The organism is Sphingomonas sp. NIC1 (assembly GCF_001638925.1).
In the GTDB taxonomy this organism is placed as follows: Bacteria; Pseudomonadota; Alphaproteobacteria; order Sphingomonadales; family Sphingomonadaceae; genus Sphingomonas; species Sphingomonas aquatilis.
Map to the genome: position 1 here is coordinate 1908072 of NZ_CP015521.1, position 18814 is coordinate 1926885.

Genomic DNA, 18814 nt, shown 5'->3' on the forward strand with positions numbered 1-18814 from the left:
CGCCCCGCCTTACAGACAGGCTTCGAGGAACGCCTGGTCGAAGCCGAACTGCTTCGCCTTGTCGAGCGTATAGGGGCGCAGGCCCATTGAGCGATATTCGCCGATGATCTTGCCGTCGGCGCTTTCGTCCAGATATTCGAACTTGAACAATTCCTGCGTCACGATCACCGGCCCTTCCATGCCGATCACTTCGGTGACGTTGGTGACGCGGCGGCTGCCGTCGCGCAGGCGCTTGACCTGAATAATCATGTCGACGCTGTCGGCGATCTGGCGGCTGATCGCCTCCTTGGGAACCTTGATATCCGACATCATCACCATGTTCTCCATACGCGCCAGCGCCTCGCGCGGGGAGTTGGAGTGGAGCGTACACATCGATCCGTCGTGGCCGGTGTTCATCGCGGCGAGCATGTCGAAACACTCGGACCCGCGGATTTCGCCCAGGATGATGCGATCCGGGCGCATACGCAGCGCGTTCTTCACCAGGTCGCGGATGCTGATCTCGCCCTGGCCTTCCAGGTTGGCGGGCCGCGTTTCGAGGGGGAGCCAGTGCGGCTGCTGCAGCCGCAATTCGGCCGCGTCCTCGATCGTCATCACGCGCTCGCCCGGGTCGATCATCTTCGACAGCGCGTTGAGCATCGTCGTCTTGCCCGAACCCGTACCGCCCGAAATGACGACATTGAACCGGCTGGCGCCCGCGATCTTCAGCGCGGTCGCCATCTTGGGGCTCATGCTGCCGAAGCCCGCCATCATGTCGAGCGTGATCGGCTTGGCGGAGAATTTACGGATCGAGATCGCGGTGCCGCGCAAGCTCAGCGGCGGCACGATCACGTTGACGCGGCTGCCGTCCTTCAGGCGCGCGTCGGCGAGCGGCGTCGTCTGATCGACGCGGCGACCGACCGAATTGACGATGCGCTGCGCGATCTGGAACAGATGCTCCTCGTCGCGGAACTGGATTTGCGCAAGCTCCAGCTTGCCCTTGCGCTCGACGTACGTCTGGTCGGGGCCGTTGACCATGATGTCGGTGACGGCGGCATCGGCGAGCAATTCCTCGAGCGGCCCCAGGCCGAGCAGCTCGTCGACCAGCACCTTTTCCAGCGCGAACTGTTCGCGCCGGTTCAGCGTCAGCTTCAGCTCGGCGAGCACCTCGCCGATGATCGGGCGGAATTCCTCGGCCAGCTCGTCCTTGCTCAGCGTCGCCGCGGCTTCCGGATCGACGCGTTCCAGCAGGCGCGGCAGCACCTGCTCCTTGATCTTGTGGATCGAGGCTTCGAAGCCCTCATTGCGGCTGCTGCCCGCATCGCCGCTGGCATTCTGCCGCTCGGTCAGCCGCGCCATCGCATCGACGGTGCCGGCGGGCGGCGCGGGGGCGAGCGGATCCTCGGGCGCTAGCAGCGCCGACTCGATCGGCGGGAACTGGCTGCCCGGCGGCGTGTCTTCCGCCGGCCGTGGCGCCACGCCGCTGCTCTGCATCGGGCGCGCGACGCCGAACGCCGGCCTCGCCGGCTGTCCGCCACCCATTCCGTTCCGACGCCCGAACGCGCTCATACCCAATTCCAATATGGTCCTGCCGAGAGGGGTAGGGGCCAAGGTTTGACATTTTCCTAACCACGATGCGCCGCGGGCCGGTGTGCCGGGAAGACATCCCAAAGGCTGGCGAGGGCTGTGGTCGCGCAGAGGCGCTGAGGACGCGGAGGTGTCCGTCGCGCGGCCACGCGTGCCTCCTTTTGCGCGTGTTCGGGTCGGGCCGTGCGTGCAGCGGGCGCGACACCTCTGCGGTCTCCGCGCCTCTGCGCGAACACACCCCTCATCCCGCCCGATCCATCCCGTCCGCCCGGACAAGGCTTGACAGCGTGGCGTGGCTAGCCTTCGAGACCGGGCCATGCGCCGCCTGTTCCTCGCCCTGCTGCTGCTCCTCGGCTGGACCCAGCCGGCGCGCGCCGACGATATCGGCGCCACCGCGCGCGGTGTGGTGCGCGTCGTCACCATCGCGGTGGTCGACGGGCAGGTGGTGGGCTTCGGCCATGGCAGCGGCGTCGCGGTGGCGCCCAATCGCGTCGTCACCAACGCGCATGTCGTCGATCTCGCCGAACGCTATCCCGACAATGTCGTGGTCGGGGTCGTGCCGTCCGAAGGCGACAAGAGCTATCAGGGTCGCGTCATCGCCTATGACGCGCGCGCCGACCTCGCGCTGATCGAATTCACCGGCGCCAGCCTGCCGCCCGCGACGCTCTACACCGGGCCGATCGGCGAAGGCGATGCGGTGGTGGCTTTGGGCTATCCCGGCAACGTCGACCTCGCGACGGCGAAATCCGCCGCCGACTATATCCGCCCCACCTCGCCGGTGCGGTCGGAGGGTGTGTTCTCCGGCCGCCGCAGCCTGACCGGCACCGAAGTGCTGCTCCACACCGCCAGCATCGCGCGTGGCAATTCGGGTGGGCCGCTGCTCGATCGCTGCGGCCGGGTGATCGGCATCAACTCGGCGATCACCCGCGGCGAAGAGGGTGACAGCTCGTTCGGCTTCGCCATCGCCGATACCGAACTCGCCGCCTTCCTGCGCACCGCCAAACAGCCCTTCGCCACCACCGGCGCGCCTTGCACCTCGATCGAGGAGCGGTTGCGGCAGGATAGCGAGGCCGACGCCCGCGCCCGCGCGGATGCGCTCACCACCGCCCGCGAAGCAGCGACCCGCGCCGCCATGGGCCGCGAGGAAGCGCTGGCCACCGCGCGCGAGGCCGCACAGGCGCGCCGCGAGAATGTCATGGGGATCGCCGGCCTGTTGCTGGTCTTCGGCGCAATGGGGCTGGGCGGCGCCGGCCTGCTCGACGCGAAGGGCCGCCGCCGCGCCGCGCTCTGGGCCGCGGGGATCGGGGCCGCGACGATGGCGGCGGGCGTCGCGACCTTCGTCCTGCGCCCCTCGGCCCGCGCCGATCTGCCGCCCGTCCCCGTTGCCGCGCGCCAGGCGGTGCCCAACGCACCGCTCGGCAAGCTCGTCTGCACGTTGCAGGCCGACGCCAGCCGCGTCACCGTCTCGTCGACCGACGACGTGACGCTCGACTGGGGCAAGAGCGGCTGCGCCGACGGTCGCACCCAATATCTCGCCACTGGTGACGCGTGGCAGCGCCTCACCGTCCCCGACGACGAACAGACCGTGTCGTCGCGCGTCTTCGATCCCGTCACCCGCCGCCTGACGGTCACGCGCTACATGCTCGGCGCGCAGGCGATGCAGGCGCTGCGCAGCCTGAGTGCGAAGACCGTCGGCCAGCGCTGCACCGTCGATCCGGTCGCCACCGAACGCCTGGTCCAGCAGCAATCCGCCCAGCGCGCCGCGCTGCCCCCGCTCCCCAACGAAAAGCTCGTCTACGCCTGCCGCCGCGCGGGCTGAGGGGTGCGGCGTCCGGCGGGCAAAACCGTCGCGCCGCACACAAATCACCGCTGGCACCTCGCACGGGCCGCGTTACGCTACCCACATCGGACCGAAGGGGGCGGGGGATGCGATTCGCGATACGGGGCATGATGGCGGCGGCGATCGGAGCGGCCACGCTCGCTGCGCCCGCACAGGCCGAATGGTATGAAGCGACCGGTCGCCACGTCGTCGTCTACGCCAACGACAGCGCCGATGCCGTTCGCAAGCAGGCCGAGCAGCTGGAACGGTTCGATGCGGCGATCCGCCTGGTGCGCGGCTTACCCGACACCGACCTCGATACCTCGAACAAGCTGACCGTCTACGTCGTCGCCAACGATTCGGCGGTCCAGCGGCTGTTCGGCGCCGGCGGCAAGAACATCGCCGGTTTCTATGATGGCCGCGCCAGCGGATCGGTCGCCTTCACCCCCGGTCGCAGCGATCGATCGGAGGGCGGGCTCGATCCGCAGATCGTCCTCTTCCACGAATATGCGCATCACGCGCTGCTCGGGCATTCCGAGCTTGCGGTGCCGCGCTGGTATTCGGAGGGGTTCGCGGAGTTCATGTCGACGACGCGGTTCGACAAGGACGTCTTCTGGATCGGCGCGCCGGCGCAGCATCGTGCCTATACGCTGCTGGAAGGGCAGGGCATGTCGGCGGAAAAGCTGTTCGCCACCGATCGCCGCAAATTGTCGGATTCGGAAACGAGCGAGCTGTATGCGCGCGGCTGGCTGCTCACGCACGTCCTCGCGCTCGACCGGACGCGTGCGGCGCAATTTGCCACCTACCTCACGCTGTTCAATCAGGGCATGCCGAGCATCGAGGCGGCGACCAAGGCCTTCGGCGACCTCAAGGCGCTGAATAAGGAGATGAACAAGCGCCTCAGCGGTTCCAGCTTCCCCGCATACAAACTGTCCAACGATCGGCTGCCCAAGCCCGAGGTGAGCCTCAGGCCGCTACGGCCGGGTGAAAAGGCGATGATCGCGCTCCGCATGCGGTCCGATCGGGGCGTCAACCGCGAAACGGCGCAGCCGATCCTCGCCGAAGCCACGCCGATCGCGGCGAAATATGCCGACGATCCCGTGGTCCAGGGCTGGTTTGCGGAAATGGCGCTGGATGCGGGGCGCAACGACGTTGCCGAGGCGGCGGCGGATCGCGCGCTCGCACTCGATCCGAAATCGTCGCAGGCTTTGGTCTATAAGGCGCAGGTCCACCTCCGCCGCGCCAGCGCCGCGCACGCCAAGGACCCGGCCGTGTGGAAAGAGGCGCGCTCGTGGCTGCTGAAAGCCAACAAGCTCGACAACAACGACGCTTATGCCCTCATGCTCTATTATTCCAGCTTCGGCATGGCGCACGACGTGCCGACCGCGAACGCCAAGGCTGCGCTGGCACAGGCGCATATGCTCGTGCCGCAAGACGAAGCGTTGACCTTCGCCTATGGCGTCCAGTCGCTGCTCGACGGCAAGACCGACGACGCGCGCCTTGCGCTCCGAACGCTCGCCTATTCCCCGCATGCGCCGGTCGACAATCCCGCCGCCCGCCTGCTCGCCCAGATCGATGCCGGCAAGACCGGCCCCGCCGCGCTCGCCGCGGCCGGCGGCAAGAAGGACGACGTAACGCTGGACTAAAGCGCCGGACCCCGAGCCGACCCAATAGGCCAAGCCCCCAAAGTCCTCCCCCGCCAGGGGGAGGTGGCATGCCGCAGGCATGACGGAGGGGGAGGTCAGGGCAGTGCCTCGCAACCACAGACACTCCCATCCACCGCCCTCGACGGCGTCACCCGATCAGCCCCCAGACCGCGCACCGCGCTCGCATGCACCACCCAAGCGGCATTACGCGCCGCTACCCCCGCTCGCGCGCCAGCAGGGCGCGCTTGCGCTCCACGCCCCAGGCATAACCGCCCATCGCGCCATCGTCGCGCGTCACCCGGTGGCACGGCACCAGCACCGCCAGCGGGTTGCGCCCGCAGGCCGTCCCCGCCGCGCGCGTCGCCCCCGGTCGTCCGGCCGCCGCCGCCAGCTCGGCATAGCTGCGCGTCTCGCCCGCCGGGATGGTGCGCAGCGCCTGCCACACCGCCTCCTGAAACGCCGTGCCCTGTACATCGACTGGCAGGCCCGCGTCGCGTCCCGGTGCCTCGACCAGCGCCACCACCTCCGCCGCCAGCGTCGCCAGCGCGGCATCGCCGGGTACGATCGTCGCCTGCGGGAAATGCGCCGTCAGCGCGCCCGCATCCTCATCGAACGCGATCCGGCACAGGCCCGTGTCCGTCGCCGCGACCAGCAACGGCCCCAGGCTGGTCGCCACCACGGTCCAGCGGATCGTCAGCCCCGCCGCGCCCTTCGCCCGCGCGCGCGGTGCCATGCCCAGTCGCGCGGCGCCGTCGGCGTAGAAACGGCTCGCCGCCCCATAGCCCGCGGCATGGATCGCCTCGGTCACGCCCGTGCCTGCGTCGAGCGAGGCCGCCGCCCGTCCGGCGCGCACCGCCCGCCCGTAAGCGGCGGGGCTCACCCCCGTCGCCCGCGTAAAGACCCGCTGGAAATGATGCGGCGCATAGCCGACCGCGCCAGCGAGGTCCGACAAAGTCACCGGCCCCTCTGCCGCCGCGATCGCCGCGCAGGCGTCGGCCACCGCCTGCGTGTCGCGCGCCACGCCATCGGGCAGGCAGCGCCGGCACGCCCGATAGCTCGCCGCCCGCGCCGCCGCGCCATCCGCCAGAAAGAGCACGTTCGCCCGCGCCGGGCGCCGCGCGGGACAGCTCGGCCGGCAATAGATGCCCGTGCTGGTGACCGCGACGACGAACGCGCCGTCCTTTGTCCGGTCCCGCGCGACAAAGGCGGCCCAGGCCGCATCCTGATCGATCTCGCTCATGCCCCGTCATAGCGCGCAGGCGCGCGCCGCTCATCCCGCGGCTTGCGATCAAAACCCGGTGCCGCGCACCGGCGGCCGTGCGCGCATGATCGCGACATCGTCGCGCCCGGCCGCCAGGCTCGCCACACGCTCCAGCCCCTTGCTCACCGCGCTGCCCGCATCCGGCGCGAACAGCCGCGCCCGCGTATAGCGATCCGCCGCTTCGGCATAGCGGCCCGCGGCTTCGGCGCACAAAGCCAGGTTGAACGTCGTCGATCCCTGATCGGGCACCGCCTTGTCGATCGCGGCAAAGGCGTCGCACGCCGCGTGTTCGTCGCTCTTGGTCAGATGGACCGCGGCCTTGAACTGTTTCGCGATGTCGGGCGGCAGGCCGTCGCGCTCCTCCCGGACGCGCACCTTATAATCCTCGGCATGCGGGGCGAGGTCGAGGCGCACCTCCTGCGCGATCGAATCGGCCATGCTGCCGACGGTGAAGCCGACGTCGCTGGCCACGCCGCGATCCTCACACCAGCTCGAAAAGTCGTGCCGCGTCTTGGTGGTGTCGTACGGCTTCTCGCCGCTCCGCGCCTCGCGCAGCACCAGATCGGCACGGATGTCGATCGTGCGGTTGGTGCAGCGCACCTGATAGCGCTGCTTGGCGACGCACTTGCCGTCCTTGTTCTTCTCAACGCAGCGCTCGCGGCTTTCGGTGTAATCGTTCGTCGACACGTTGACGCCGGTATGGCCGGACAGCAGCCCGTCGGGGCGCAGGCCCGCGGGCACCAGCACCGCATGCGGCACGCCGTCCGCGCCCAGCTTGCTCAGCCGCCGCTCGATCGCATCGGCCAGCGTACCGCCATAGGCGCCGTCGAACGGCCCGATCCCGATCGTCGGCAGCAGGCTCGCCGCACGTGCATTGGCGCCGAACACGCCGGCCACGTGCAGCACCTCGGCCCGCGCCGTGCCCGTGATCGCCAGTCCCGCCAATACGATCGCCGCCCACCGCATCATCCGCCTCCCGTTTTGCCCTGTTGCCAGCGTTACGGCCCCGTTCCTGAACAGAAGCTGCGCGTCTACTTGCGCTTGTTCGCCCCCCATGCTAGCCGCCCGCCACCCATAAGTGGTGCGCGAACTCGCGCGCCCTCTTCCCCATGGGCCAACATTTCGGCACGAGGACTTCGATTCCGTGGAGACATCCAGCGGTAATTTGGGCGGCGGTATCCAGGCGAGCCTGGGCGGACGCTATGCGATCGCGCTGTTCGAACTCGCCCGCGATTCGAAGAGCATCGACACCGTCGAGGCGAGCCTCGTGGCGGTCCGCGACGCGCTGCGCGACAGCGACGACTTCGCCAAGCTCACTACCAGCCCGCTGGTCGCCCGCGGCGCCGCGGTGAAGGCGGTGCTCGCCGCTGCCGACGCGATGGGCCTCGACGCGACGACCAAGAACTTCCTCGGCGTCCTCGCCGAAAATCGCCGCCTCGCCGCGCTGCCGCAGATCATCCGCGCCTTCCGCGCGCTCGCCAGCCGGCACCGCGGCGAAGTGTCGGCCGAGGTCACCAGCGCGCATCCGCTGACCGAGGAACAGGTCGGCGAACTCAAGCAGCAGCTGCGCACCCGCGTCGGCCGCGACGTTTCCGTCGACCTGTCGGTCGACCCCGAACTGCTCGGCGGCCTGGTCGTCCGTATCGGTTCCCAGATGATCGATTCGTCGATCCGCACCCGTCTCAACACTCTCGCGCACGCGATGAAGGGCTAACGCAAATGGATATCCGCGCCGCAGAAATCTCGAAGGTCATCAAGGACCAGATCAGCAACTTCGGTGACCAGGCCCAGGTCAGCGAGACCGGCCAGGTGCTCAGCGTCGGCGACGGCATCGCGCGCATCTACGGCCTCGACAACGTCCAGGCGGGCGAGATGGTCGAATTCGCCAATGGCGTGCAGGGCATGGCGCTGAACCTCGAAGCCGACAACGTCGGCGTCGTGATCTTCGGTTCGGACGCCGAAATCCGCGAAGGCGACACCGTCAAGCGTACCGGCACCATCGTCGACGTGCCCGTCGGCAAGGGCCTGCTCGGCCGCGTGGTCGACGGCCTCGGCAACCCGATCGACGGCAAGGGCCCGATCGTCGCCGACCAGCGCAGCCGCGTCGAGGTGAAGGCGCCGGGCATCATCCCGCGCCAGTCGGTCAGCGAGCCGATGCAGTCGGGCCTCAAGGCGATCGATGCGCTCGTTCCCGTCGGCCGTGGCCAGCGCGAGCTGATCATCGGCGACCGCCAGACCGGCAAGTCCGCCGTCGCGATCGACGCCTTCATCAACCAGAAGGGCGTCAACGCCGGCACCGACGAAAAGAAGAAGCTGTACTGCGTCTATGTCGCGGTCGGCCAGAAGCGCTCGACGGTCGCACAGCTCGTCAAGACGCTCGAAGAGAATGGCGCGATGGAATATTCCATCGTCGTCGCCGCGACCGCGTCGGAGCCCGCGCCGATGCAGTTCCTCGCGCCCTACACCGGCGCCGCGATGGGCGAATATTTCCGCGACAACGGCATGCACGCGCTGATCGTGTTCGACGATCTGTCGAAGCAGGCGGTCGCCTATCGCCAGATGTCGCTGCTGCTGCGCCGTCCGCCGGGCCGTGAAGCGTATCCGGGCGACGTGTTCTATCTGCACAGCCGCCTGCTCGAGCGCGCCGCAAAGATGTCGGACGCCAACGGTGGCGGCTCGCTCACCGCGCTGCCGATCATCGAAACGCAGGCGGGCGACGTGTCGGCCTACATCCCGACCAACGTGATCTCGATCACCGACGGCCAGATCTTCCTCGAAACCGACCTGTTCTTCGCCGGCATCCGCCCCGCGATCAACGTCGGCCTGTCGGTCAGCCGCGTCGGCTCGGCCGCGCAGACCAAGGCGATGAAGAAGGTGTCGGGCTCGATCAAGCTCGAGCTCGCGCAGTATCGCGAAATGGCCGCCTTCGCGCAGTTCGGCTCGGACCTCGACGCCTCGACTCAGAAGCTGCTCAACCGCGGCGCGCGCCTCACTGAATTGCTCAAGCAGAAGCAGTTCAGCCCGATGCCGTTCGAGGAGCAGACCGCGTCGATCTTCGCCGGCACCAACGGCTATATCGATACCGTCCCCGTCGCGGACGTGACCCGCTACGAAGCCGCGATGCTCGCCGACCTGCGCGCCAACCACGCCGACGTCCTCACCAAGATCCGCGACACCCGCGATCTCGGCGACGAGGCGAAGGCGGGCCTCAAGGCCGCGCTCGACCAGTTCGCGAAGACCTTCGCGTAACGTTCAATGTGCTCCCGCGCAGGCGGGAGCCCAGTACTGGGTCCCCGCCGTCGCGGGGACACATGAAGGACAACAATGGCGTCGTTGAAGGCCCTCAAGATCCGGATCAACTCGGTCAAGTCGACCCAGAAGATCACCAAGGCGATGAAGATGGTCGCCGCCGCCAAGCTGCGCCGGGCGCAGGAAGCGGCGCAGGCCGGTCGTCCCTATGCCGAGCGGCTGGAGGCGGTCGTCGCCAGCCTGTCGCGCCAGCTGGCGGGCGGCGCGGGCGTCTCGCCGCTGCTGTCGGGCACCGGCAAGGACCAGGTCCACCTGCTCGTCGTTGCGACCTCGGAACGCGGCCTCGCCGGCGCGTTCAACAGCAACATCGTCCGCGCCGCCCGCCGCAAGGCGGAGGAGCTGGAGGCGCAGGGCAAGACCGTGCGCTTCTACCTCGCCGGCAAGAAGGGCCGCGTGCTGCGTCGCTTCTACCCGAACGCGATCCTCGCCGACCATGAGCTGGGCCAGCACAAGGTGCTCGGCTTCCAGCAGGCGCGCGAAGTCGCCGACGACCTGCTCGCGCGCTACGCCGCGGGTGAGTTCGATGTCGCGCACCTGTTCTACGCCAAGTTCGTCTCGGCGCTCGTCCAGCTGCCCGTCGGCCGTCAGATCATTCCGGTCGCGGTGGACGTTCTGGACAAGGACGTACCCTCCACTTCGTCCACTTCCAGCAACACTTCCGCCCCCGCCGCGGTGGTCGAATACGAGCCCGATGAAGAATCGATCCTCGCCGACCTGCTGCCGCGCAACGTCGCGATCCAGATCTTCCGCGCGATGCTGGAAAACGCCGCGTCGGAACAGGGCAGCCGCATGAACGCGATGGACAATGCGACGCGCAACGCGGGCGACATGATCAACCGCCTGTCCATCCAGTACAACCGCACGCGCCAGGCCGCGATCACGACCGAACTGGTCGAGATCATCTCCGGCGCCGAAGCGCTCTAACGAATCCGAAGCAGGAAGAACCGCCATGGCAACCGCCGCAGACGACATCCGCCCGACCCAGTCGACGGGCAGCAGCAACACCACCGGCACGATCGCGCAGGTCATCGGCGCCGTCGTCGACGTCCACTTCCCCGAAACGCTGCCGGCGATCCTGTCGGCGCTGGAAACGGACAACAACGGCACCAAGCTGGTGCTCGAGGTCGCGCAGCATCTGGGCGAGAACACCGTCCGCACGATCGCGATGGACGCGACCGAGGGCCTGACCCGCGGCCAGACCGTTCGCGACACCGGTTCGCAGATCAGCGTTCCCGTCGGCCCGGCGACGCTCGGCCGCATCATGAACGTCGTCGGCGAGCCGATCGACGAGCGTGGCCCGGTCGCCACCGACCTGCGCGCGCCGATCCACGCGAAGGCGCCGGAATTCGTCGACCAGTCGACCGACAGCGCGATCCTCGTCACCGGCATCAAGGTCATCGACCTGCTCGCGCCCTACGCGAAGGGCGGCAAGATCGGCCTGTTCGGCGGTGCCGGCGTCGGCAAGACCGTGCTGATCCAGGAACTGATCAACAACATCGCCAAGGGCCATGGCGGCACCTCGGTGTTCGCGGGCGTCGGCGAGCGCACGCGTGAGGGCAACGACCTCTATCACGAATTCCTCGACGCGGGCGTCATCGCCAAGGATGCCGACGGCAATCCGATCAGCGAAGGGTCGAAGGTCGCGCTGGTGTTCGGCCAGATGAACGAGCCGCCGGGCGCCCGCGCCCGCGTCGCGCTGTCGGGCCTGACCATCGCGGAATATTTCCGCGACCAGGAAGGCCAGGACGTGCTGTTCTTCGTCGACAACATCTTCCGCTTCACGCAGGCGGGCGCAGAGGTGTCGGCACTGCTCGGCCGCATTCCGTCGGCGGTGGGCTATCAGCCGACGCTGTCGACCGACATGGGCGCGCTGCAGGAGCGCATCACCTCGACCAACAAGGGCTCGATCACCTCGGTGCAGGCCGTCTACGTCCCCGCGGACGACTTGACCGACCCGGCGCCAGCGACCTCGTTCGCCCACTTGGACGCGACGACCGTGCTCAACCGCGCGATCTCGGAACTCGGCATCTATCCGGCGGTCGATCCGCTCGATTCGACCAGCCGCGTGCTCGAACCGCGCATCGTCGGCCAGGAGCATTACGACACGGCGCGCGCCGTCCAGTCGCTGCTCCAGCGCTACAAGTCGCTGCAGGACATCATCGCCATCCTCGGCATGGACGAATTGTCCGAAGAGGATAAACTGACCGTCACGCGCGCGCGCAAGATCCAGCGCTTCCTCAGCCAGCCGTTCCACGTCGCCGAAGTCTTCACCGGCATCAGCGGCAAGTTCGTGCAGATCGAAGACACGATCCGCTCGTTCAAGGCGGTCGTCGACGGCGAATATGATCACCTGCCGGAAGCAGCCTTCTACATGGTCGGCGGCATCGACGAAGTCGTCGCCAAGGCCGAAAAGATGGCCGCCGAGGCGTAATGCCCGCGCTGCGCCGCGAGGACGCCGTCAACGCCATCTGTCCCTGGTCGGGTAAGCCGATCAGCGACGATGCCTTGACGGTCTATCGCGGCGCGGTGGTCGGTTTCTGCAATCCCGGCTGCCGGGACAAATTCGACGCGGCCATCACCGCGTTCGATCGCGTGATTGAAACGAGACTCTGACATGCTCCACTTCGAACTCGTCACGCCCGAAAAGCTCGTCCGCTCCGAGGACGTGTACATGGTCGTCGTGCCCGGCACCGAAGGCGACTTCGGCGTGCTGGAGGGCCATGCGCCCTTGATGTCCACCGTCCGCGACGGCGCGCTCTCGGTGTACCGCACCGAAGGCGGCCAGCCCGAAACCATCGCGATCCAGGGCGGCTTTGCGGAAGTGAACGCCCAGGGCCTCACCGTCCTCGCCGAACACGCGGCGTAATCGACCGGGGCCAGCGGCGATCCAGACTGTTGGATCGCCCTCCCGCTAAGTCCCTGCGCAAGGGCCCATAATCGGCACCGGCTGTCCTACAGCCCGTCACTCCGATACAGCAGCCGGCAAACCCCGGCTCTTTCTCACCACCGCTCACCCCATTCCCGTCACCCCGGCCCTGAGCCGGGGTCCCGCTTCTTCTTCTTCGGCGGGCAAAAAGCGGGACCCCGGATCAAGTCCGGGGTGACGGAGCGTTTCGATCAGACCGGAAACGATACACCCGCATCGTTTCCGTTCGGGTGTCCATCGTCGCTCACGCAGCGAACAGCGACCGCCCCTTGCGCACCACGGTCCGCCCCGCCGCATCGGTCACCGCATAGGTAAAGCCCGGCAACAGACAGAACGCCCCCACCTCACCCTGCGGCGACAGCGCCAGAAAGCCGACCTGCACGCCCTTGATCGCATCCCCGCGCAGCTTGGCGATATGCTTCACCACTTCCTCGCACGCCGCCTGAGGCGACAGCCCGGCGCGCATCGACGCGACGACGCGGGCGGTGCCGGCGATCCGCGTCACCTCCTCGCCAAGCCCGGTGGAGGTCGCCCCGCCGACGCCCGCCTCGACGTATAATCCGCTGCCGACCTGCGGCGAATCGCCCACCCGCCCGCGCATCTTAAACGCCATGCCCGACGTGGTGCAGGCCCCCGCCATCCGCCCCGAGGCGTCGCGCGCCAACAACCCGATCGTGTCGTGGTCCAGCGCACCGCCCAAAGGCGCGCGGCGGTTCTCGATATTGGCGACCGGCGTGTACTGCGAGGTCTTCAGCCACTCGCGCCACGCCTTCTCAGCCGGCGGCGTCAGCAGATCGACCTTGGGAAAGCCCTGGTCGCGCGCGAACCGCGTCGCGCCCTCGCCGACGATGAACGTGTGTGGCGTCTTCTCCATCACCCGCCGCGCGACGGAGATGGCATGCACCGTATTCTCCAGCGCCGCGACCGCGCCGACGCCGCCGGCATCGTCCATGATCACCGCATCCAGCGTCACATGCCCGTCGCGATCGGGATAGCCGCCATAGCCGACCGAATGATTCTCCGGGTCCGCCTCCGGCACCATCGCCCCTGCCTCGACCGCGTCGAGCAACGTGCCCCCCGCCTTCATCCGCGCAAACGCCGCATCGTTCGCCGCCGCACCGAAATCCCAGGTGGACACGATCAGCGCGTGATCCGGGCTCGCCGCCATCGCGGGCAGCGCCGCCGCACCGCTTGCCGCCGCCATGCCACCCAGAAACCCGCGCCGCGTCGTCATGCCGTCATCCTTTGGACCGGTATTGGTCCTTACAGGAAGTTATACGGATCGACGTCCACCGTCACGCGCGCTTTCGCCGGCCAGTCGAGCCCGCCCAGCCAGTCGCGGATCACGTCCTGTACGTCGAGCGCGCGCCGGGCATGCACCAGCAACCGATAGCGGTGCCGCCCGCGCAGCATGGCGAGCGGGGCAGGGGCGGGGCCATAGACCGCCATGCCATCCACCCGCGGCGCGCTCTGCGCCACCGCCCGCGCCACCTCATGCGCACACGCCTGCTCCTCCGACGACACGACGATCGCGGCATAGCGGCCAAAGGGCGGAGCGCCCGCATCGCGACGCGCCTCGGTCTCCGCCTCGTAGAATGCCTCGGCATCGCCGGTGATCAGCGCCTGCATCACCTGCGCCGACGGACTGTGCGTCTGGATGAACACATGCCCCGGCTTGGCTCCACGCCCCGCACGCCCCGACACCTGCCGGATCTGCTGGAACGTCCGCTCCGCCGCCCGCAGGTCGCCGCCCTCCAGCCCCAGATCGGCATCGATCACGCCGACCAATGTCAGATTGGGAAAGTGATAGCCCTTGGTGACGAGCTGCGTGCCGACGACGATGTCGATGTCGCCCGCTTCCATCCGGCCGACGAACTCCGCGGCCTTGGCCGGCGACCAGATCGTATCTGAGGTGACGACCGCGGTCTTCGCCTCGGGGAACAAAGTCGCCACCTCGTCCGCGATCCGCTCGACGCCGGGACCGCAGGCGACCAGACTGTCCTCCGCCTTGCACTCGGGGCAGGCGCGGGGCGTCGGCATCACATGGCCGCAATGGTGGCAGGCGAGCCGGCGGGTGAGGCGATGCTCGACCATCCAGGCGGTGCAATTGGGGCATTGAAAGCGGTGCCCGCAATTGCGGCACAGCGTCAGCGGCGCATAGCCCCGCCGGTTGAGGAACAGCAGCGACTGCTCGCCCTTCTCGAACGTGTCGCGCAGCGCCGTCACCAGCTTCGGCGCGATCCACGTCCCGCGTTCGGGTGGGTGCTGGATCAGATCGATCGCCTCGATCGTCGGCATTTCGGCGGGGCCGTAGCGGCCGGGCAGCTTCAGTTCGGCATAGCGGCCCAGCGCCACCTGCTGGCGCGTCTCGATCGCCGGGGTCGCGCTGGCCAGGATCACCGGGCATTGCTCGAACTTGCCGCGCATCACCGCGACGTCGCGGGCATGGTAATGGACGCCCTCTTCCTGCTTGAAGCTCGTCTCATGCGCCTCGTCGACGACGATCAGGCCGAGGTTGCGATAGGGCAGGAACAGAGCGGACCGCGCGCCGACCGTCACCAGCGCCTCGCCGCTCGCAATCGCGCGCCACGCCCGCCGCCGCTGGGTGGAGCGCAGGCCCGAATGCCACGCCACCGGCTCGCAGCCGAAGCGGTCGTGGAAGCGCTTCAGGAACGGTTCGGTCAGCGCGATCTCGGGCAGCAGCACGAGGGTCTGCCGCCCCTGCCGGATCGCCTCGGCCACCGCCTCGAAATACACCTCGGTCTTGCCCGATCCGGTGACGCCGTCGAGCAGGGTGGGGCGGAAGTCATGCGCCGCAACCCCGGCGACCAGTTCGTCCGCCGCGGCCTGCTGCGCCTCGGCGAGCGTCGGCGGCCCAAAGGCGGGGTCGGGGTGCGGATAGGGGCTGTCGATATCGACGCTCACCGCTTCCAGAGCGCCGGCCTTCACCAGCCCACGGACCACCGCGTCGGACACGTCAGCGAGGGTTGCGAGCTCGCGGATCAGTCCCTGCCGGTCGCCGATCCGCTCCAGCGCCTGTTCGCGCTGTGGGGTGAGGCGCGGCGGCACGGTGCCGGTGGCGCGATACTCGGTGACGGTCCGCGCCCCCTCCAGCGCCGAGGTGGAGGCGAGCGCCATCCGCACCACCGCGGCCGGCGGCGCGAGGTAATAGTCGGCGGTCCACTCGATCAGCCGGCGCAACGGCGCGGCGAGCGGCGGCACATCGACCACGCCGAGCAGCGGCCGCAGGCGGTTGTCGCCGACCTCCGCATCCGACGGCATGCGCTCGGGTTCCCACACCACGCCGAGCAACTGACGCGGCCCCAGCGGCGCGATGACCACCGACCCCGGCTCGACATGCGAGCCCGCCGGCACGCGATAGTCGAGCGGGCCGAGCGCGGAATTAAGGACGAGAACGCGGGCGCGCGACGACATGGCGTCCATATGGGGGCTGATCGACTCGACGGGAAGCGCCGGATTGCGACGTCCGGACGGCTAGGCGACGTCGTCGGCGCTTGCCGCGATCGTTTCCTGCCGCTGGCGCACCCGCTCGCGCCACACGATGATCAGGCCGCTCGCGATGATCACCGGCGCGCCGATCCAGGTCGCGCTGGCCGGCAAGGTGTCGAAGATCAGCCACCCGAGCGCGGTCGCCCACAACAGGCTGGAATAGTCCATCGGCACCACCACCGACACGGGGCCGAGCTTCAGAGAATTGGTCATCGCGATCTGCGCGCACCCGCCCAGCACGCCGACCGCGGCCAGGCACGCCCAGCCGAACGCGTTATGGCTCTGCGCGACCGGCACGTAGAATAGCGTCAGCGGCACCAGCGACAGCGTCGAAAACCAGAAGACGGTGGTCAGCGCCGCCTCGGTCCGCCCGATCTGGCGCAGCAGGATCGTGACGCACGCCGTCCCGAACGCCCCGCCTAGCGCAAAGGCCGCGCCGCCCAGCGGCAGATGCCCGTCGTTGGCGGCAAGGCCCGGCGCCGCGACGATCAGCACGCCGGCGAACCCCGCCACCACCGCGCCCCAGCGCCACACCCCGGTCGGCTCGCGCAGCACGAGTGCGCCGAGGATCGTCGTGATCAGCGGCACGGTAAAGCCGATCGTCGTCGCTTCTGCAAGCGGCAGCAGCACGATACCGTGGAAGGTCAGCGCCATCGCGCTCAGCCCCACCACCGCGCGGGCAACATGCGCCGGCAGCCGCTGCGTCGCGACGCTGGTCATGCCGGGACCACTGGCGATGACGGCCGACACCAGCAGCGCCGCCCCGAACTGGCGGAAGAACAGGATCTCGACCACGCTCGCACCGGCATGTTCGGCGAGCTTGATGCTCGCGTTCATCGCGGCAAAGAACACGACCGACAGCAGGCGCAGGCCGATCGCGGGCAGGATGCGGTCGTTCATGCCGCGGGCTGTAGCGGGAAGTGTCTGCGGGTGCATCGCTATTCCGGCGGCTCACCCTATTCGTCATTCCCGCGCAGGCGGGAATCCAGACGCGCTGCCCTTTCCGCTCCTGCCGTGAGCTCAGAGGTTATGGATTCCCGCCTGCGCGGGAATGACGGGGGAGAGTGTCGGGACGACGTGCGGGCTGGCCTAATATCCAGATAATGGATAACTCGCCCCTCCATGAAGCACGCTCTCCCCGTCACCCGCGACGCCGATTTCGCCGCCTGGTATCAATCCGTCATCACCGAGGCCGACCTCGCCGAGGAATCGGGCGTGCGCGGCTGCATGGTCATCCGGCCGTGGGGCTATGGCATCTGGGAGCGGATCCAGCGCCTGCTCGACGATCGGATCAAGGCGACGGGGCATGAGAATTGCTACTTCCCGCTCTTCATCCCGCTGTCCTATTTCGAAAAGGAGGCCGAGCACGTCGAGGGCTTCGCCAAGGAGATGGCGGTCGTCACGCACCATCGCCTGATCCCCGACGGCCACGGCGGCCTGAAGCCCGATCCGGCCGCCAAGCTGGAAGAGCCGCTGGTCGTGCGCCCGACGTCGGAAACGGTGATCGGCACCGCCTTTGCCCGCTGGGTGCAGTCGTGGCGCGACCTGCCCGTGCTCATCAACCAATGGGCCAATGTGGTTCGCTGGGAGATGCGGACGCGCATGTTCCTGCGCACCAGCGAATTCCTGTGGCAGGAGGGCCATACCGCCCACGCCACCGCCGACGAAGCGCGCGAAGAAACGCGCAAGATGCTCGAGGTCTATCGCGATTTCGCCGAAACCTGCCTCGCGCTGCCGGTCGTCGCGGGTGAGAAGCCCGAGAACGAGCGCTTCCCCGGCGCGGTCGCGACCTACAGCATCGAAGCGATGATGCAGGACGGCAAGGCGCTGCAGGCGGGCACCAGCCACTTCCTCGGCACCAATTTCGCGCACGCCCAGAACATCCGCTTCCAGAATGCCAGCGGCGAGCTGGAGCTGGCGAACACGACCAGCTGGGGCGTCAGCACCCGCATGATCGGCGGCGTCATCATGGTCCATGGCGACGACGACGGCCTGCGCGTGCCGCCGCGCATCGCGCCGTGGCAGATCGTGATCGTGCCAATGCTGCGCGACCAGCCCGAGGACGAGGCGCTGATCGCCTACGCCAAGGACATCCAGTCGAACCTCGCCGGCCTGACCGCGCTGGGCGAGCCGGTGCGCGCGCTACTCGACCTCAAGCCCGCCAAGGCCGCAACCAAGCGCTGGGGCTGGGTGAAGAAGGGCGCGCCGATCGTCATCGAGATCGGCGGCCGCGACATGGCGGGCGGCAACGTCTCGGTCATCCGCCGCGACCGGCTGTATCGCGAGGACGGCAAGCTCGACAGCGTCGTGATGCCGCGCGGCGATTTCGAGGCGGATGCGCCCGCCTTGCTCGCCGCGATCCAGCAGGCGCTGCACGAACAGGCGACCGCGCGGATGCAGGCGGCGATCGTGCCGGTGGCAGACTTCGCCGCGGTCGAGGCGCATTTCGCCGAAGGGCAGAAGAACCCCGGCTGGGTCGAGGTGCAATGGTCGCGCCCGACCGGCGCCGCGCTCGATCAGGTGGTCGAGCGGCTGAAGGCGCTGAAGCTGACGATCCGCAACGCGCCGGGCGATCAGGCCCCTGCGGACGGCGCCTGCGTCTTCACCGGCGCGCCAGCCGTCGAACGCGTGCTGCTCGCCCGGGCGTATTGATCGACAGGCGCGCCCCGGAAACGTCGCCCCAGCGAAGGCTGGGGCCTCGAGCGGTTCTTGCTGGGCGCGACAGCAGGGAGACTACTGCGTTCGGTGGGATGACGTCGCGGAGGGGGGGGAGCCAGTAC

The 18814-nt window shown here is 68.7% G+C and carries 15 protein-coding genes; 9 read left to right on the top strand and 6 right to left on the bottom strand.

Features of this window, described 5'->3' with window-relative positions; translation table 11 throughout:
* Positions 1-9: 9 nt before the first annotated feature.
* On the bottom strand, positions 10-1545 hold the full coding sequence (locus tag A7E77_RS09150) for a CpaF family protein (protein WP_078462260.1): 1536 nt from the start codon (positions 1543-1545) through the stop codon (positions 10-12).
* A gap of 334 nt (positions 1546-1879) precedes the next feature.
* Between A7E77_RS09150 and A7E77_RS09155 the strand changes: the two genes are divergently transcribed.
* Entirely contained in the window at positions 1880-3382 is a 1503-nt protein-coding gene (locus tag A7E77_RS09155) for a S1C family serine protease (protein WP_063687402.1), read from the top strand.
* Between the two features lie 107 nt (positions 3383-3489).
* Positions 3490-5028 (top strand): hypothetical protein, encoded by a 1539-nt coding sequence (locus A7E77_RS09160; protein WP_078462261.1) that lies wholly within the window; start codon positions 3490-3492, stop codon positions 5026-5028.
* Positions 5029-5242: 214 nt separating this feature from the next.
* Here A7E77_RS09160 and A7E77_RS09165 read toward each other — a convergent pair whose 3' ends face one another.
* Entirely contained in the window at positions 5243-6268 is a 1026-nt protein-coding gene (locus A7E77_RS09165; protein WP_063687404.1) for a methylated-DNA--[protein]-cysteine S-methyltransferase, read from the bottom strand.
* 48 nt (positions 6269-6316) lie between these two features.
* Positions 6317-7258 carry a hypothetical protein gene (locus tag A7E77_RS09170; protein WP_043060525.1) on the bottom strand — a complete coding sequence of 314 codons (942 nt, stop codon included), beginning with the start codon at positions 7256-7258 and terminating at the stop codon, positions 6317-6319.
* 196 nt (positions 7259-7454) lie between these two features.
* On the opposite strand from A7E77_RS09170, the gene A7E77_RS09175 reads away from it, so the two are divergent.
* The 6 genes from A7E77_RS09175 (at position 7455) to A7E77_RS09200 (ending at position 12464) form a co-directional block, all read left to right on the top strand.
* On the top strand, positions 7455-8003 hold the full coding sequence (locus A7E77_RS09175; protein WP_078462262.1) for a F0F1 ATP synthase subunit delta: 549 nt from the start codon (positions 7455-7457) through the stop codon (positions 8001-8003).
* Positions 8004-8008: 5 nt separating this feature from the next.
* Positions 8009-9538: a F0F1 ATP synthase subunit alpha gene (atpA, locus tag A7E77_RS09180; RefSeq protein ID WP_063687414.1), complete on the top strand. Its 1530-nt coding sequence runs from the start codon at positions 8009-8011 to the stop codon at positions 9536-9538.
* Between the two features lie 75 nt (positions 9539-9613).
* Entirely contained in the window at positions 9614-10522 is a 909-nt protein-coding gene (locus tag A7E77_RS09185) for a F0F1 ATP synthase subunit gamma (protein WP_017977456.1), read from the top strand.
* Between the two features lie 25 nt (positions 10523-10547).
* Positions 10548-12029 carry a F0F1 ATP synthase subunit beta gene (gene atpD, locus A7E77_RS09190; RefSeq protein ID WP_063687416.1) on the top strand — a complete coding sequence of 494 codons (1482 nt, stop codon included), beginning with the start codon at positions 10548-10550 and terminating at the stop codon, positions 12027-12029.
* A complete protein-coding gene (locus A7E77_RS09195; RefSeq protein WP_063687418.1) occupies positions 12029-12211 on the top strand; it encodes a hypothetical protein in 183 nt (60 codons plus the stop codon). Before atpD ends, A7E77_RS09195 begins: the two co-directional genes overlap by 1 nt.
* Position 12212: 1 nt before the next feature.
* Positions 12213-12464 (top strand): ATP synthase F1 subunit epsilon, encoded by a 252-nt coding sequence (locus A7E77_RS09200; RefSeq protein WP_017977459.1) that lies wholly within the window; start codon positions 12213-12215, stop codon positions 12462-12464.
* Positions 12465-12768: 304 nt separating this feature from the next.
* Here A7E77_RS09200 and A7E77_RS09205 read toward each other — a convergent pair whose 3' ends face one another.
* From A7E77_RS09205 to A7E77_RS09215, 3 genes are read right to left on the bottom strand one after another with little or no spacing between them, the layout of a single operon-like run.
* Positions 12769-13758, bottom strand: coding sequence for a N(4)-(beta-N-acetylglucosaminyl)-L-asparaginase (locus tag A7E77_RS09205; RefSeq protein WP_063687420.1), 990 nt, complete (start codon positions 13756-13758; stop codon positions 12769-12771).
* A gap of 29 nt (positions 13759-13787) precedes the next feature.
* Complete coding sequence (locus A7E77_RS09210) at positions 13788-15959, bottom strand: primosomal protein N' (protein WP_063689841.1); 2172 nt, start codon at positions 15957-15959, stop codon at positions 13788-13790.
* 60 nt (positions 15960-16019) lie between these two features.
* On the bottom strand, positions 16020-16934 hold the full coding sequence (locus A7E77_RS09215; RefSeq protein ID WP_063687425.1) for a DMT family transporter: 915 nt from the start codon (positions 16932-16934) through the stop codon (positions 16020-16022).
* A gap of 222 nt (positions 16935-17156) precedes the next feature.
* Here A7E77_RS09215 and proS point away from each other — a divergent pair, with 222 nt between their 5' ends.
* Positions 17157-18686, top strand: coding sequence for a proline--tRNA ligase (gene proS / locus A7E77_RS09220; protein WP_063687427.1), 1530 nt, complete (start codon positions 17157-17159; stop codon positions 18684-18686).
* Positions 18687-18814 lie beyond the last annotated feature (128 nt).